The 14,410-nt window shown below is 74.6% G+C and carries 12 protein-coding genes; 3 read left to right on the forward strand and 9 right to left on the reverse strand.

The genetic code is table 11. The features are described 5' to 3' along the window. Window positions 1–154 precede the first annotated feature (154 nt). From hflX to miaA, 5 genes are all read right to left on the reverse strand, one after another. Window positions 155–1,657: a GTPase HflX gene (hflX, locus tag AB0N04_RS34590; RefSeq protein WP_360222226.1), complete on the reverse strand. Its 1,503-nt coding sequence runs from the start codon at window positions 1,655–1,657 to the stop codon at window positions 155–157. A 103-nt stretch (window positions 1,658–1,760) separates the two neighbouring features. After that, on the reverse strand, window positions 1,761–4,115 hold the full coding sequence (locus AB0N04_RS34595) for an HD domain-containing protein (protein ID WP_360222223.1): 2,355 nt from the start codon (window positions 4,113–4,115) through the stop codon (window positions 1,761–1,763). 174 nt (window positions 4,116–4,289) lie between these two features. Then, window positions 4,290–5,198, reverse strand: a complete 909-nt coding sequence (gene dapF, locus AB0N04_RS34600) for a diaminopimelate epimerase (RefSeq protein ID WP_360222220.1) — start codon at window positions 5,196–5,198, stop codon at window positions 4,290–4,292. Between the two features lie 43 nt (window positions 5,199–5,241). Next, window positions 5,242–5,751 (reverse strand): hypothetical protein, encoded by a 510-nt coding sequence (locus AB0N04_RS34605; RefSeq protein WP_360222217.1) that lies wholly within the window; start codon window positions 5,749–5,751, stop codon window positions 5,242–5,244. 227 nt (window positions 5,752–5,978) lie between these two features. Then, the gene (gene miaA / locus AB0N04_RS34610) at window positions 5,979–6,920 is read right to left on the reverse strand and encodes a tRNA (adenosine(37)-N6)-dimethylallyltransferase MiaA (protein WP_360222214.1); all 942 of its coding nucleotides are present in this window, start codon (window positions 6,918–6,920) and stop codon (window positions 5,979–5,981) included. A 167-nt stretch (window positions 6,921–7,087) separates the two neighbouring features. Here miaA and AB0N04_RS34615 point away from each other — a divergent pair, with 167 nt between their 5' ends. Beyond that, window positions 7,088–7,333, forward strand: a complete 246-nt coding sequence (locus tag AB0N04_RS34615) for an antitoxin (protein WP_360222211.1) — start codon at window positions 7,088–7,090, stop codon at window positions 7,331–7,333. A 31-nt stretch (window positions 7,334–7,364) separates the two neighbouring features. Here AB0N04_RS34615 and AB0N04_RS34620 read toward each other — a convergent pair whose 3' ends face one another. Together AB0N04_RS34620 and miaB are read right to left on the reverse strand one after the other, a co-directional pair. Beyond that, the gene (locus AB0N04_RS34620) at window positions 7,365–8,063 is read right to left on the reverse strand and encodes a hypothetical protein (protein ID WP_360222208.1); all 699 of its coding nucleotides are present in this window, start codon (window positions 8,061–8,063) and stop codon (window positions 7,365–7,367) included. Window positions 8,064–8,266: 203 nt separating this feature from the next. Next, window positions 8,267–9,766 carry a tRNA (N6-isopentenyl adenosine(37)-C2)-methylthiotransferase MiaB gene (gene miaB, locus AB0N04_RS34625; RefSeq protein ID WP_360222205.1) on the reverse strand — a complete coding sequence of 500 codons (1,500 nt, stop codon included), beginning with the start codon at window positions 9,764–9,766 and terminating at the stop codon, window positions 8,267–8,269. A gap of 210 nt (window positions 9,767–9,976) precedes the next feature. Here miaB and AB0N04_RS34630 point away from each other — a divergent pair, with 210 nt between their 5' ends. Continuing rightward, window positions 9,977–10,996, forward strand: coding sequence for a TAXI family TRAP transporter solute-binding subunit (locus tag AB0N04_RS34630; protein WP_360222202.1), 1,020 nt, complete (start codon window positions 9,977–9,979; stop codon window positions 10,994–10,996). Between the two features lie 52 nt (window positions 10,997–11,048). Here the strand turns inward: AB0N04_RS34630 and AB0N04_RS34635 are convergent, their stop codons facing one another. Beyond that, window positions 11,049–12,482: a HAMP domain-containing sensor histidine kinase gene (locus tag AB0N04_RS34635; protein WP_360222199.1), complete on the reverse strand. Its 1,434-nt coding sequence runs from the start codon at window positions 12,480–12,482 to the stop codon at window positions 11,049–11,051. Window positions 12,483–12,488: 6 nt separating this feature from the next. Next, window positions 12,489–13,247, reverse strand: coding sequence for a response regulator transcription factor (locus AB0N04_RS34640; protein ID WP_360222196.1), 759 nt, complete (start codon window positions 13,245–13,247; stop codon window positions 12,489–12,491). 371 nt (window positions 13,248–13,618) lie between these two features. Between AB0N04_RS34640 and AB0N04_RS34645 the strand changes: the two genes are divergently transcribed. Then, window positions 13,619–14,392 (forward strand): amino acid ABC transporter ATP-binding protein, encoded by a 774-nt coding sequence (locus AB0N04_RS34645; RefSeq protein ID WP_360222193.1) that lies wholly within the window; start codon window positions 13,619–13,621, stop codon window positions 14,390–14,392. The last annotated feature ends 18 nt before the right edge of the window (window positions 14,393–14,410 follow it).

Consider the following 14,410-nt stretch of genomic DNA (forward strand, 5'->3'; position numbering starts at 1 on the left):
CTTCAACAAGCTCATCCCCGCGCTCCTGGCCGAAGGGCACCAGGTGCTCAGTTCGCAGCACGGCCTGGACTCGCTCGAAGGGGACGTCGCCTGCGCCCGGACGCATCCGTCCGGGGCCCTCCGTCACCGTTCGTGCCGCACCGCGGCAGCGGCCTCAGCCCTGCAGCGCCACCGTGAAGCGCTCCAGTTCGGCGGCCAGCTCGGCCGGCACCTTGGCGTGCAGCAGGGTGCCCTCGCCGGTGTGCTCGGTGGCGAGCAGCTCGCCCTCGGCGTGCACCCGCGAGACCAGCCCGCCGTGGGTGTAGGGCACCAGGGCCCGCACCTCGACGGCCGGACGCGGCAGCTCGTCGTCGATGAGCTTCAGCAGCTCCTCGATGCCCGCGCCGCTGCGGGCCGACACCACGATGGCGTGCGGCTCGCGGCGCAGCAGGCGCTGCAGCACGTGCGGGTCGGCGGCGTCCGCCTTGTTGATCACCACGATCTCCGGCACGTTCTGCGCGTCGACCGAGACGATGACCTCGCGGACGGCGGCCAGCTGCGTCTCCGGCTCGGGGTGCGAGCCGTCGACCACGTGCAGGATGAGGTCGGCGTCGGCGACCTCCTCCATGGTGGAGCGGAAGGCCTCGACCAGGTGGTGCGGCAGGTGCCGGACGAAGCCGACGGTGTCGGCCAGGGTGTAGACCCGCCCGCTCGGCGTCTGGGCCCGGCGGACGGTCGGGTCCAGGGTGGCGAACAGCGCGTTCTCCACCAGGACGCCGGCGCCGGTGAGCCGGTTGAGCAGGGAGGACTTGCCGGCGTTGGTGTACCCGGCGATGGCCACCGACGGCACCTGGTGGCGCTTGCGCTCCTGGCGCTTGGTGTCGCGGCCCTTCTTCATCTCGGCGATCTCCTTGCGGAGCTTCGCCATCTTCTCGCGGATCCGGCGCCGGTCGGTCTCGATCTTGGTCTCACCGGGACCACGGGTGGCCATGCCGCCGCCGGACGAGCCGGAGCCGCCACCACCCATCTGCCGGGAGAGCGACTGGCCCCAGCCGCGCAGGCGCGGCAGCATGTACTGCATCTGCGCGAGCGAGACCTGCGCCTTGCCCTCCCGGGACTTGGCGTGCTGGGCGAAGATGTCCAGGATCAGGGCCGTCCGGTCGACGACCTTGACCTTGACCACGTCCTCCAGGTGGATCAGCTGCCCGGGGGTGAGCTCACCGTCGCAGACCACGGTGTCGGCACCGGTCGCGGCGACGATGTCGCGCAGTTCCTGGGCCTTGCCGGAGCCGATGTAGGTGGCCGCGTCGGGCTTGTCGCGGCGCTGGATGACGCCGTCCAGCACCTCGGAGCCGGCCGTCTCGGCGAGCGCGGCGAGCTCGGCCATCGAGTTCTCCGCCTCCTCCAGGGTGCCGTCCGTCCAGACGCCGACGAGGACCACGCGCTCCAGGCGGAGCTGGCGGTACTCGACCTCGGTGACGTCCTCGAGTTCGGTGGAGAGGCCGGCGACCCTGCGGAGCGCGGCGCGCTCGCTGCGGTCGTACTGGTCGCCGTCGTAGTGGTGGCCGTGGTCCTCGTCGATGGCCGCGAGGTCCTCGTCCATGAGGGCTTCCGCCCGCATACCGTCCAGGCGGCGCGGGGCGTCGGCGTGGTCGCGGGTGTCGAACGTGGAGGTCATTCTGTCCTTTGGTCGCTGGTGCGGATGGCCTGTGCGGACGGCTCGCGCCGCCCACCGGGAGTCTGCCCAGCTTCCGCCCCGCTTACCGTCCGGGCGAGGTGAGCTACCCCTCGGGTCCTCGGGTGCCACCGGGGCTCCTGTGCCCTGTGAACGCCGCGGACCGGCCGTGAATTCCCCATGATGGTCGCACGCCCGGCGCGGGCCGGTCATCCCCATTTCCCCCGGGGTCGCGGGCGCCGCCGCCCTCGGGGGCATGCGGGCGGCTCACGTCGTACACCCCGGACACCCGGAGCATCGCCCGCATCAGCGCGGGCAGCACGGCCGGCTCGGGCAGTTCCACCGTGTAGGTGTGCCGGACCCGCAGTTCCTGCGGCGGTTCGACCTCGGCGGAGACGATGCCCACGCCCTCGGCGGAGATCGCCGCGGTGAGGTCGGCGAGCAGCCGGGGGCGGTTCAGCGCCTCGGCCCGCAGGGTGGCCCGGTGGCCGGCCGCCGGGGCGCCCTGCGGCTGCCAGCGGACCTCCAGCTCCGCGCGGCCCGCCTCGCGCATCCGCTCCCCGGCCGGGCAGCCGGTGCGGTGCACGGCGACGGCGCCGCCGCGGATCGGGTAGCCGGCCACCTCGTCCGGCGGGACGGGCGTGCAGCAGCGGGCCAGCCGGACCGGCGCCCCGGGGTGCCCGGCCACCGCGACCGGCGCCGGGCGGCGTTCCGGGCGGCGCTGCGCGGCCGGGGCGGGCTGGCCGCTGGAGGGCCCGGTGCGCACCACGGGGAGCCGGGCCGGGTGGTCGGCGAGCCAGCGTTCGATGGCCAGCCGGGCCGCCGGGGTCCGGGCGTGGGCCAGCCACTCGGGGGCCGGTCCGGAGGGTTCGGCGGCGGGTGCGCCGGCCCCGGCGGGCGCGCTCCCGGCGGGCCCGGCCGGGGTGGGCGCGGTCTCGGTGAGCACGGCGAGCAGGTCGCCGTCCTGGAGCACGGTGGAGAGCGCGGTGAGCCGGCCGTTGACCCGGGCGCCGATACACCGGTGGCCGGTCTCCTCGCCGAGCAGGTAGGCGGCGTCCACGCAGGTGGCGCCGGCCCGCAGCTGAAGCGTTTCGCCGTCCTCGGTCACCACGGTGATCTCGCGGTCGCCGGCCAGGTCGGCGGTGAGCGCGGACCAGAAGGCGTCCGGGTCGGGCGTCTCCTGCTGCCACTCCAGCAGCCGGCTGAGCCAGCCGGGCCGGGCCGGGTCGGTGCGGTCGAGCTCGTCGGCGTCCTGGACGGCGCCGGCCGGCTCCGGGTCCCCGAGCGCGACCACCCCCGTCTCGGCGACCGCGTGCATCCGCCGGGTGCGCACCAGCACCTCGACCACCTCACCGCCGCCCAGCGCCACGGCGGTGTGCAGCGACTGGTAGAGGTTGAACTTGGGGGCGGCGACGAAGTCCTTGAACTCGCCGGGCAGCGGCGTCCAGCAGGTGTGCAGTTCGCCGAGCACGGCGTAGCAGTCGGCGTTCTCCTCGACGACCACCAGCAGCCGCCCGAAGTCGGCCGGCTGCGGCCCCTGCGGCCGCCCGTCCGGGCCGGGCGCGGCGGCCCGCTTGAGCAGCACCCGGTGCAGCGAGACGCAGTGCCGGGGGCGGACGGTGACCTCGGCGGTGACCCCGGTCTCGGCGAGCTGGCGGGCCAGCTGCCGGGCGAAGGGCTCCAGCAGCGCGTCGGGCTCGCCCTCGTGACCGGCCATCAGGGCCCTGGTGCGGGCGTGTTCCTCCGGGTGCAGGGTGGCGAAGACGATGTCCTCCAGCTCCGCCTTGAGCACCTGGATGCCGAGCCGCTCGGCCAGCGGGATCAGCACGTCCCGGGTGACCTTGGCGATCCGCACCTGGCTGGCCGGCTTCATGTGCCGGATGGTGCGCATGTTGTGCAGCCGGTCGGCGAGCTTGACGACCATCACCCGGACGTCGTCGCCGGTGGCGACCAGCATCTTGCGGAAGGTCTCGGCCTCGGCGGCGGCGCCGAAGTCGACCTTCTCCAGCTTCGTCACCCCGTCCACCAGGTAGGCGACTTCGGGCCCGAAGCCCTCGCCGACCTGCTCCAGCGTCAACTCGGTGTCCTCGACGGTGTCGTGGAGCAGCGAGGCGACCAGGGTGGTGGTCCCGGCGCCGAGTTGGGCCAGGATCATGGTGACGGCGAGCGGGTGGGTGATGTACGGCTCGCCGCTCTTGCGCTTCTGGCCGCGGTGGCTGGCCTCGGCGAGCCGGTACGCGCGGGCGAGCAGGCCGAGGTCGGCCTGCGGATGGTGCTCGCGGTGGACCCGGACGAGCGGTTCGAGGGCGTCCGGGACGGGCGGCCGGCCGGTGGCCAGCAGGGCGGCCCGGCCGGCCCGGCCGAGTGCGGCCCGGCCGAGTTCCCCCAGGGGCCGCCTGGCCCCGGCTTGCCGTGCGGACGTCGGCTGCCCCGTCAGGGACTGCCCGGCTTCGATGGTCATCGGCGCACCTCCGGCAGCGATCACCGGTTGCCCGCCTGCCCCTCTCGGGGGCGCCCGGCCCGGTGGTCCATGCTACCGAGCAGAGCACGTTCCGCGATGCGTTGCTTCCCGTCCGCGACCGGCATCACCCGAACGGGCGGATTCGCCGGCTCACGAAGTGGGCAAACCGGGCCGTCAGCCGACGAGGGTCGCCCACCAGCGCGGGTCGATCTCGCCGCCCGCCACGATCACCGCGGGCCCGGTCATGTCGATCCGGCCGTCCGGGTGCTCGGTGACGACCACCCGGCCGCCCGGCACGTCCACGGTGTAGGTGGCGGGCTCCCCGGTGACCGCCGGGTCGACGCCGTCCCGACGGATGGCGGCCACCGCGACGGCGCAGGTGCCGGTGCCGCAGGAGCGGGTCTCCCCGGAGCCGCGCTCGTGCACCCGCATGGCGACGTGCCGCGGACCGCGGTCCACCACGAACTCGACGTTGACGCCCTCCGGGTACACGCCGTCGGGGCTGGTGAGCGGGGCGGTGTACAGGTTCCCCGCGTGCTCCAGGCTCTCGACGAAGGCCACCGCGTGCGGGTTGCCCATGTTCACGTTCAGCGCGGGCCAGCGCCGGGCGCCGACCGCGACCTCGACGCCGTCCGGCCCGGGCAGCCGCGCCCGGCCCATGTCGACGGTGACCTCGCCGAGCGTGCCGTCCGCGGCGTCCTCGGCGACCCTCGCCCGCCGCACCCCGGCGCGGGTGGCGATCGCCAGCTCGCCCGGCTTCGCCAGCCCTGACTCGACCAGGAAGCGGGCGAAGACCCGCACGCCGTTGCCGCACATCTCGGCGATGCTGCCGTCGGCGTTGCGGTAGTCCATGAACCACTCGGCCCGGTCGGCCTGGTCCACCGAGGCCGGGTCGGCGGCGGAGCGCACCACGCGCAGCAGCCCGTCCCCGCCGATGCCGGCCCGCCGGTCGCACAGGGCGACGACGGCCTGCGGGCCGAGCGCCAGTGCGCCGTCCGGGTCCGGGATGATGACGAAGTCGTTCTCGGTGCCGTGCCCCTTGAAGAAGCGGGGGCCGGCCTGCTGCGGGGAGGATGCGCTCACCCTCCCGATGGTACTGAGTCGCCGGGCCGGGGCCCGGGCCCGGTCACCGCAGGTAGGCGACCCGCCAGACGGCCAGCGCGCAGGCCGCCAGCGCGATCAGGGTGTAGACCACGATCGCCTTCCAGCCGGCCCGCTGCCCGGAGCCGCGGCGCGGCAGGCCGGGCCACTTGTAGCCGGCGTGCCGGGCGGCCATGGCGCCCCAGCCGACGGAGGCGGCGGTGAGCAGCAGCCCGAGCATGCCGACCATGGTCGCGCGGGCCCCGGCGGAGCCGAAGGCGAGCGGGAAGGCGAACATCAGCGAGCCGAGGGTGCCCAGCAGGGCGATCGGCAGGGTCTGCCACCAGCGGAGCCGGCGCAGCGGCCGGATCTCCCGCTCGTGCACCGCGCCCGCCGGGGTGCGGGTGTCCAGGGCGGGCAGCGCGGTGGCGTAGGAGGTGGGTGCGCCCAGGCCGGTCAGCACGGGCAGGTCGCCCATCGTGGACTCGTCGAACGCCTCGGCCGGCGCGGTGACGCTCCCGCTCTGGCCGGATTCGGGGCCGGTACCCGTTGACACACGGCCTCCCCTGACTGTTCGACACGAGCGGACTCGCGGCCGGGCACGGTCGGCCCGCGCGGGCCGATCCCTATGGCATCGATGATGGCATGTCCAGAGGTGCGTTCCGGGCCTGACCGGGGTCGACAAGTGATCCGTGGCCATCACGTGATCGGCCCGTGACCGCCGGTTCGTCCTGCACGGCCACCTGCGCGCGCACCTGCACCCGCCGGGTGGCCGGAACCCGCCTACACGGCCGGAACCCCCTGACGGCCGATCAGTTCGAGGGATCGTTCCAGCAGCTCGACCGGGTCGGTCCCGGCCGGGCGGGAGAGCCAGTGGATCCGGTCGTCGCGGCGGAACCAGGACTCCTGGCGGCGGGCGAAGCGCTTGGTGGCCCGGACGGTCTCGGCCCGCGCCTCGTCCTCCGTGCACTCCCCGGCGAAGTGGTCCAGCACCTGCTGGTAGCCGAGCGCCCGGGAGGCGGTGCGGCCCTCCCGCAGTCCGGCGCCCTCCAGCTCCCGCACCTCGTCCAGCAGCCCGGCCCGCCACATCCGGTCGACCCGCAGCGTGATCCGCTCGTCGAGTTCGGGGCGCGGCACGGCGACGCCGATCTGCACCGCGTCGTAGACGGCGGTGTTGCTCGGGAGGTTGGCGGTGAACGGCCGGCCGGTGATCTCGATGACCTCCAGGGCACGGACGATCCGCCGCCCGTTGCCGGTCAGGATCGCCTCGGCGGCGGCCGGGTCCAGCTCGGCCAGCCGCCGGTGCAGGGCGTACGGGCCGTCCCGGTCGAGCTCGGCCTCCAGCCGGGCGCGGACCTCCGGGTCGGTGCCGGGGAACTCCATCTCGTCGATCGCCGCCCGGACGTACAGCCCGGAGCCGCCGACCAGGACGGGCGTGCGCCCGGCGGCGAGCAGCCGGTCGATCTCGGCCCTGGCCAGCCGCTGGTACTCGGCGACGCTGGCGGCCTCGGTGACGTCCCAGACGTCCATCAGGTGGTGCGGCACTCCCCCGCGCTCGGGCAGGGTGAGCTTGGCGGTGCCGATGTCCATGCCCCGGTACAGCTGCATCGAGTCGGTGTTGATCACCTCGCCGTCGAGGGTGCGGGCGATGGCGACGGCCAGGTCGGATTTGCCGGCGGCGGTCGCGCCGACGACGGAGACCACGCGGGGCTGGGAGCTGCTCACCGCTCCAGTCTCGCAAAACCGGCGGGGTTGCCGTGACCGCGCTGCCCGACCGCCACCGGTGCGCGACGATATGACTGTTTCCGGCCGTTTCGGCGGTCGCGAACGCTTCGACCCCCCGGGACGTTGGTCAGGACACGGAGAGGAAGGGTGACGACACCATGGGTCTGATGGACAACCTCAAGGGCAAGGCCGGGGAGCTCAAGGAGCGGGCCAGCGAGCTCGCGGGAAAGCACGGCGACCAGATCGACCACGCGGTGGACCGGGCCGGCGGGGCGATCGACCGGGCCACCAAGGGCAAGTACAGCGAGAAGATCGAGCACGGCGCCAGCCGGGCCAAGGGTGCGGTGGACGACTTCGCCACCAGGCCCGGGCCCGCCACGGGCGACGGCCCCGGCCCGGCCCCGCGGGGCTGAGGCTCCCGGCCGCCGCCCCGCACCGGGGCGCTCAGCTCCAGGACGCCACCAGGTACCCGACGCCGTACGGGGCGTCCTGGTAGCCGAGCCGTGCGGTGAGGCCGGCGCCCTCGGCGGCGCCGGCCAGCACCTGCCAGGGCGCCCGGCCCTCGGCCTGGAGCTCGGCGGCCAGCGCGGCGTCCAGCGCGGCGAGGGCGGCCAGGTCGGCGGAGCCCAGGGCGGCGGCCAGCGCGGCGTCGAAGCCCTCGGCCCGCTCGTCCAGGTAGCCGGGGGCCTTCAGCGAGCGGCACGCGCTGCCGTCCCCCAGCACCAGCAGGGCGACCCGGTCGGCGAGCCCGGCCAGGCCCTGGCCGAGGCCGAGCATCCGGTCGGCGGGGGCGTCGGCCGGCACGGCGCAGGCGTGCGTCGGGACGTCCACGCCGGCGCGCTGCAGCAGCCAGGCGCCGATGGTCAGCGAGGGCGCCAGCTCCGGCCCCTCCACCCGGTCGCCGGGCAGCTTGGCCACCAGCGGCACCCCGTAGCGGTGCAGGGAGCCGGCCCCGCCCTCGGTCCACACCTCGGCCTGCGGGCCGGTGCCGACCACCACGACCAGCTGCGGCGCGGCCGCGACCAGCGCAGCCAGCGCCTCGTCGCAGGCGGCCCGCAGCCCGTCCAGCTCGGCGGCCGCCCCGGCGGCGACCTCCGGGACGAGCAGCGGCGGACAGGGGCACACGGCGGCGGCTACCAGCATGTGGATCACTCTAGGCCCTCTCCCGCCGGGAGGAGGGGGGCCGAAGCGGCCCGTCCGCACACGGACCCCGACGGGGAACGGACCCCGACGGGGAACGGGAGCCCGGCCGGAGAACGGGACCCAGGCCGGAGAACGCGCCGGGCGGGAAGCGCGACGGCCCGGCGGGACGCGGGTCCCACCGGGCCGTCGTGCGCGGCGCGGCGTCAGTCGCCGCAGCAGCCACCCGCCGGGGCGGCCGACGGCAGCGCGGCCGGAGCGCCGATGGTCGGCAGGCCGAGCATCACCCCGGCCGGCTTGGCCGCGGGCTTGGCCTGGCGCTTCTCCCAGGCGTCACCGGCCCGGGTGCGGCGCACCGCGAGGGTCGGCCCCTCGGCGAGCAGGTGGTGCGGGGCGGCGTAGGTGATCTCGACGGTCACCATGTCGCCCGGGCGCACCGGCTCGGCGGGCCGGGTGAAGTGCACCAGCCGGTTGTCGGGGGCGCGGCCGGAGAGCCGGTCGGTCTTGTCGTCCTTCTTGCCCTCGCCCTCGGCGACCAGGATCTCCAGGGTGCGGCCGACCTGCTTCTTGTTCTCGTCCCAGGAGATCTCCTCCTGGAGCGCGATCAGCCGGTCGTAGCGGGCCTGGACGACGGCCTTCGGCACCTGGTCCGCCATGTCCGCGGCCGGGGTGCCGGGGCGCTTGGAGTACTGGAAGGTGAAGGCGCTGGTGAAGCGGGCCTCGCGGACGACGTGCATCGTCTCCTCGAAGTCCTCCTCGGTCTCGCCGGGGAAGCCCACGATGATGTCGGTGGAGATCGCCGCGTCGGGCATCGCCTCGCGGACCTTCCGGATGATCCCCAGGAAGCGGTCCTGCCGGTAGGAGCGGCGCATCGCCTTGAGCACCCGGTCCGACCCGGACTGCAGCGGCATGTGCAGCTGGTGCATCACGTTCGGGGTCTCGGCCATCGCGGCGATCACGTCGTCGGTGAAGTCGCGCGGGTGCGGCGAGGTGAAGCGGATCCGCTCCAGGCCCTCGACCTGGCCGGCCGCCCGGAGCAGCTTGGAGAAGGCCTCGCGGTCGCCCAGGTCGGAGCCGTAGGCGTTGACGTTCTGGCCGAGCAGGGTCACCTCGATGACGCCCTCGTCCACCAGCGCCTCGATCTCGGCGAGGACGTCGCCGGGGCGGCGGTCCTCCTCCTTGCCGCGCAGCGCCGGGACGATGCAGAAGGTGCAGGTGTTGTTGCAGCCGACCGAGATGGCGACCCAGGCCGCGTACGCCGACTCGCGGCGGGTCGGCAGGGTGGAGGGGAAGGTCTCCAGCGACTCCAGGATCTCCACCTGGGCCTTGCGCTCGACCGCGGCCCGCTCCAGCAGCGCCGGCAGGTGGCCGATGTTGTGGGTGCCGAACACCACGTCGACCCAGGGGGCCTTCCGCACGATGGTGTCGCGGTCCTTCTGCGCCAGGCAGCCGCCGACGGCGATCTGCATGCCCTTGTGGCGGGTCTTGACCGGCGCCAGCTGCCCGAGGTTGCCGTACAGCTTGTTGTCGGCGTTCTCGCGCACCGCGCACGTGTTGAACACGACCAGGTCCGGGTCGCCGTCCTGGCCGGCCTTGACGTAGCCGGCGTCCTCCAGCAGGCCGGACAGCCGCTCGGAGTCGTGGACGTTCATCTGGCAGCCGTACGTGACGACCTTGTAGCTCTTCAATCCGCTCTCACCGCTCACCAGACCAGGGTACGGGCAGCCGCGAAGCGCTTTTCCCGGTCCCGCCCCGCCCGTGCTCCCGCCGTCCCGCCCACCGCCCCCGCCGTCCCGCCCACCGCCCACCGGGCAGGCGCTCCGGTCCGGCCGGGAGCACGGGTGCCGGGCCGGCCCCGCGGTTCCCGTACCCCGTTCCCCCTCCCGTTCGGCCGGGGCGCCTGGCAGTATCCCTGCATGGCCCCCACCACTCCTCCACGCCTCGGCGCCGCCGCCCGCACCGCGGCCCGCAGCCCGCTGTGGCGGACGCTGCTGGCCCTGGTGCTGGTGCTCGCGGCGCTGGGCGGCTGGTGGCTGTCGGCGGGCCGCTCGCCCGGCTACCCGCTCGGCGAGACCCGCTTCGCCACCGGGGTCGAGCGCGGCGTGTACGACCGGTACGGGCAGCTGCTGGAGACCCACGTCGCCAAGGCGATGCCCGGTGTGCGGCTGGCCCTGGACAACTCCCAGGGCTCGATAGAGAACCTCACCCGGGTGACCGGCGGCCAGGACTCCTTCGCGATCGCCACGGCCGACGCGGTCGCCGACTACAGCGGACCGGGGAAGGACCGGCTGCGGGCGATCGCCCGGCTCTACGACGACTACCTGCAGCTGATCGTCCCCGCGTCCTCGCCGGTGCACCGCACCGCCGACCTCAAGGGCCTGAGGGTCGGCGTGGGGCTGCCGCAGTCCGGGGTGAACCTGGTGACCAGGCGGCTGCTGACCGCGGCCGGACTGGACCTCGACCGCGACATCGTCCCGGTGCCGGACGGTGTCGGCGCCGCCGCGGACGACCTGCGCGCGGGCAAGCTGGACGCCTTCTTCTGGTCCGGCGGCCTGCCGACCAGCGCCCTCACCGACCTCTCCGACCACGTGCGGATCCGGGTCGTGCCGCTGGGGGACCTCGCCGAGGCGATCCACAAGATGGAGGGCGGCGGCACCGACGCCTACCGGGCGGCCACCATGCCGAAGGGCACCTACCCGAACGCCGAGCCCACGGAGGCCGTCGCCACGGTGGCGGTGCCCAACCTGCTGATCACCCGGGACGACGTGGACCCGGGCCTGGTCGAGGGGATGACCCGGGCGGTGATCGACAGCCGCGACCAGATCGGCGCCCAGGTGCACGCGGCCCAGCTGGTCGACCTGCGCACCGCCGTCTACACCGACCCGCTCCCGCTGCACGAGGGCGCCATGCGCTACTACCGCTCCGTGAAGCCCTGAGGAGCCTGCGCTCCGCCCGTCGGCCGGCCCGCGGGGTCGCGCGGGCCGGCCCTCAGGCCTTCGCCGGCCTGGGCACGGCCAGCGTCACCGCGAGCCCGGTCGGCTTGACCGGCGCGAAGCCGAGCGAGCCGCCGCCGGCCGCCAGCAGGGTGCGGGCGATCGACAGGCCCAGCCCGGAGCCGTCCACGTTCTGGTGGCGCGGGCTGCGCCAGAACCGGTCCCCGGCGCGGGACAGCTCGTCCTCGGTGAGGCCGGGCCCGGCGTCCGTGACGGTCACCGCGACCTCGTCCTTGCGCACCGCGACCCGCAGCCGCACCCGGCTGTCGGCCGGGCTGAACTTGAGCGCGTTGTCGAGCACGGCGTCGAGGGCGGAGCCGAAGCCGATCGGGTCGGCCATGCCGAGCGCGAGCGCCGGGCCGTCCCAGCGCAGCTCGATGCCGCGCTGTTCGGCGACCGGCCGCCAGGCGTCCACCCGGGCCAGGGTGAGCGCGGCGAGGTCGGTCTGCTCGGGTTCGGGGCGGGCGTGCTCGGCGGTGGCCAGGCCGAGCAGGTCGTCGAGCACCCGGGCCAGCCGGACGCCCTCCTCCCGGACGCCGCCGAGCTCCTCCTCGTGCCCCTCGGGCAGTTCCAGGCCGAGCACCTCGACCCGCAGCAGCAGCGCCGCCAGCGGGTTGCGCAGCTGGTGCGAGGCGTCGGCGACGAAGGCCTTCTGCTGGTCCATGGCGAGCACCACGTGGTCGGCCATCTCGTTGAAGGAGCGGGCCAGCCGCTGCAGCTCGGGCGGCCCGCCGCCGGGCGCGACCCGGGCGGCCATCCGGCCGGTGGCGATGTCGTGGGTGGCCCGGTCGAGGGTACGGACCGGACGCAGCACCCACTCGGTGAGCCGGACGGCCAGCAGCACGGCGACGATCATGGCGGCGGCCTCGCCCGCGCCGATCACCAGCCAGCTGTGCAGCATCCGGGTGCGCAGCGCCCCGGTCGGCGACTCGCTGAGCACCACCGCGACCACGTCGCCGTCGCGCACCACCGGGGTGGCGACGGTGAGGGTGCGGTCGCCGGTCCACGGCCACACCTGCGGCGGGTTGTGGCTGCGCCGCCCGTCCAGCGCCTCCTGGAAGGCCTGTGCGCCCCAGCCGCCGGCCGGCACCCGCCAGTCGGCGGGCGCGGCGGCTATCGGCTGGCCGTCGCGCTGGAAGATGCCCAGCCGGACGCCGTAGAGGTCGTGATAGCGGCTGACCTCGGCGTCGATGGCGTGCCGGCGGCTGACGTCACCGGGGGCGGGTTCGAGGTCCCCCTTGAGCGCGGACTCCACCCCGGAGGCCCCGGAGGTGGGCAGGTCCTGGGCGAAGCGGGCGGCGTCGTCGAGCCGGTCCACGACCACCTTGCTCTGCTGGGCCGCCGCGACCGCCGCCGCGAGCGGCAGCCCCAGGGCGGCCAGGACGCAGAGCATGAGGGCGATCAGGATGCCGAGCAGGCGGGTGCGCACGTGCGGTCAGTGCTCCGCGGGTGCGGACGACGGGGCCTGGTCCGCGGCGGGCGCCGGGGACTCCGGGATCAGCCGGTAGCCGACGCCGCGGACGGCCTCGACCAGGCCGGGCAGGGCGAGCTTGTTGCGCAGCGAGCCGATGTGCACCTCCAGGGTGCGCCCGTTGCCCTCCCAGCCGCTGCGCCAGACCTCGCTGAAGATCTGCTCGCGCCGGTAGACCACACCGGGGCTCTGTGCGAGCAGGGCGAGCAGGTCGAACTCCTTGCGGGTGAGCGGCACGTCCCGGCCGTCCACGCTGACCCGGCGGCGTTCCCGGTCGATCCGGATGCCGCGGGACTCCAGCGGGCCGCGCTGCTGCGGGACGGCGTCGGGCGCGGGCGCGGCGACCGCGGCGGGGGCGGCGCCGCGGCGGGCCACCGCGTGGATGCGGGCGAGCAGCTCGCCCATGTCGTAGGGCTTGGTGACGTAGTCGTCGGCGCCCAGGTTGAGGCCGTGGATCCGGGAGCGGATGTCGGCGCGGGCGGTGACCATGATCACCGGCACGCCGCTGCCGGCCCGGATCCGGCTGCACACCTCGAAGCCGTCGCGGTCGGGCAGTCCGAGGTCGAGCAGCACCACCCGGTACGGGTCGTTGCCGTCCGGCACCAGGGCGTCCAGCGCCTCGTGCCCGCTGCGGGCGTGCCGGACCTGGAAGCCGTGCCGGCCCAGTACCGCGACCAGCGCGGCGGCCACCCGTTCGTCGTCCTCGACGAGCAGCAGTCGCATCCTGTTCTCCTCCTTCCCCCACGTGATCACCGGACCGATCGGTCGGGTCCCGGTCCTGCGCAGTATGAGCCAGCGGACGGCCCGGCGCCAGGCTCGGCCGTCCACCGGGCTCCGGGGGGACGGGGAGCACCGGCGCGAACGCCCGATGTGACATGCCCCGTTGACGCACTCGCGAACAGTCCGCGAGCACCGTGTGGCCGTTTCGTGATCCTCAAGTTCCGCTCAGATCGGCTGACGGCGGCTCGTCATCGCTCCTATGGTCGGCCCACCGGGGGCTGCGGCTCCGCCGGTCGCGGCTCCCGGATTCGTACCACCATTGCCGCCCAAGGGAGTTCGGACTCCCGAGGGCCGACACAGAGGGAGCAGGCGCGATGACCGAGAACCCGGTCGCGGACTCCACCCCCGCAGCCGCCCCCCTGGTCGTGCTGAACGGTGTGAACAAGCACTACGGCGCCCTGCACGTGCTGCAGGACGTCGACCTGGAGATCGTCCAGGGCGAGGTGGTGGTCCTGATCGGGCCGTCCGGCTCGGGCAAGTCCACGCTGTGCCGGACGATCAACCGACTGGAGACCATCGACTCCGGCTCGATCACCATCGACGGCCGCCCGCTGCCCGCCGAGGGCCGGGAGCTGGCCCGGCTGCGCGCCGAGGTCGGCATGGTGTTCCAGTCCTTCAACCTCTTCGCGCACAAGACCGTGCTGGAGAACGTGGTGATGGGCCAGGTCAAGGTGCGCCGGGTCCCCCGGGCCGAGGCCGAGCGCACCGCCCGCGAGCTGCTGGACCGGGTCGGCGTGGGCGCCCAGGCGGACAAGTTCCCCGCCCAGCTCTCCGGCGGCCAGCAGCAGCGCGTGGCGATCGCCAGGGCGCTGGCCATGAAGCCCAAGGTGATGCTGTTCGACGAGCCCACCTCGGCCCTCGACCCCGAGATGGTCAACGAGGTGCTGGAGGTCATGCGCCGGCTGGCCGCCGAGGGCATGACGATGGTCGTGGTCACCCACGAGATGGGCTTCGCGCGCTCCGCCGCCAACCGCGTGCTGTTCATGGCCGACGGCCGGATCGTCGAGCAGAACACCCCGGACGCCTTCTTCACCGCGCCGCGCTCCGAGCGCGCCAAGGACTTCCTCTCGAAGATCCTGCACCACTGACGCTTCGGGACCACGCGG

The sequence above is a fragment of the Kitasatospora sp. NPDC051702 genome, assembly GCF_040681575.1.
In the GTDB taxonomy this organism is placed as follows: domain Bacteria; phylum Actinomycetota; class Actinomycetes; order Streptomycetales; family Streptomycetaceae; genus Kitasatospora.

What these genes read in the sequence shown, in the direction of transcription:
- hflX (WP_360222226.1), bottom strand. Translation starts at nt 1,657, where the DNA reads ATGACCTCCACGTTCGACACCCGCGACCACGCCGACGCCCCGCGCCGC.
- AB0N04_RS34595 (WP_360222223.1), bottom strand. Translation starts at nt 4,115, where the DNA reads ATGACCATCGAAGCCGGGCAGTCCCTGACGGGGCAGCCGACGTCCGCA.
- AB0N04_RS34615 (WP_360222211.1), top strand. Translation starts at nt 7,088, where the DNA reads ATGGACAACCTCAAGGGCAAGGCCGGGGAGCTCAAGGAGCGGGCCAGC.
- AB0N04_RS34620 (WP_360222208.1), bottom strand. Translation starts at nt 8,063, where the DNA reads ATGCTGGTAGCCGCCGCCGTGTGCCCCTGTCCGCCGCTGCTCGTCCCG.
- AB0N04_RS34630 (WP_360222202.1), top strand. Translation starts at nt 9,977, where the DNA reads ATGGCCCCCACCACTCCTCCACGCCTCGGCGCCGCCGCCCGCACCGCG.
- AB0N04_RS34640 (WP_360222196.1), bottom strand. Translation starts at nt 13,247, where the DNA reads ATGCGACTGCTGCTCGTCGAGGACGACGAACGGGTGGCCGCCGCGCTG.
- AB0N04_RS34645 (WP_360222193.1), top strand. Translation starts at nt 13,619, where the DNA reads ATGACCGAGAACCCGGTCGCGGACTCCACCCCCGCAGCCGCCCCCCTG.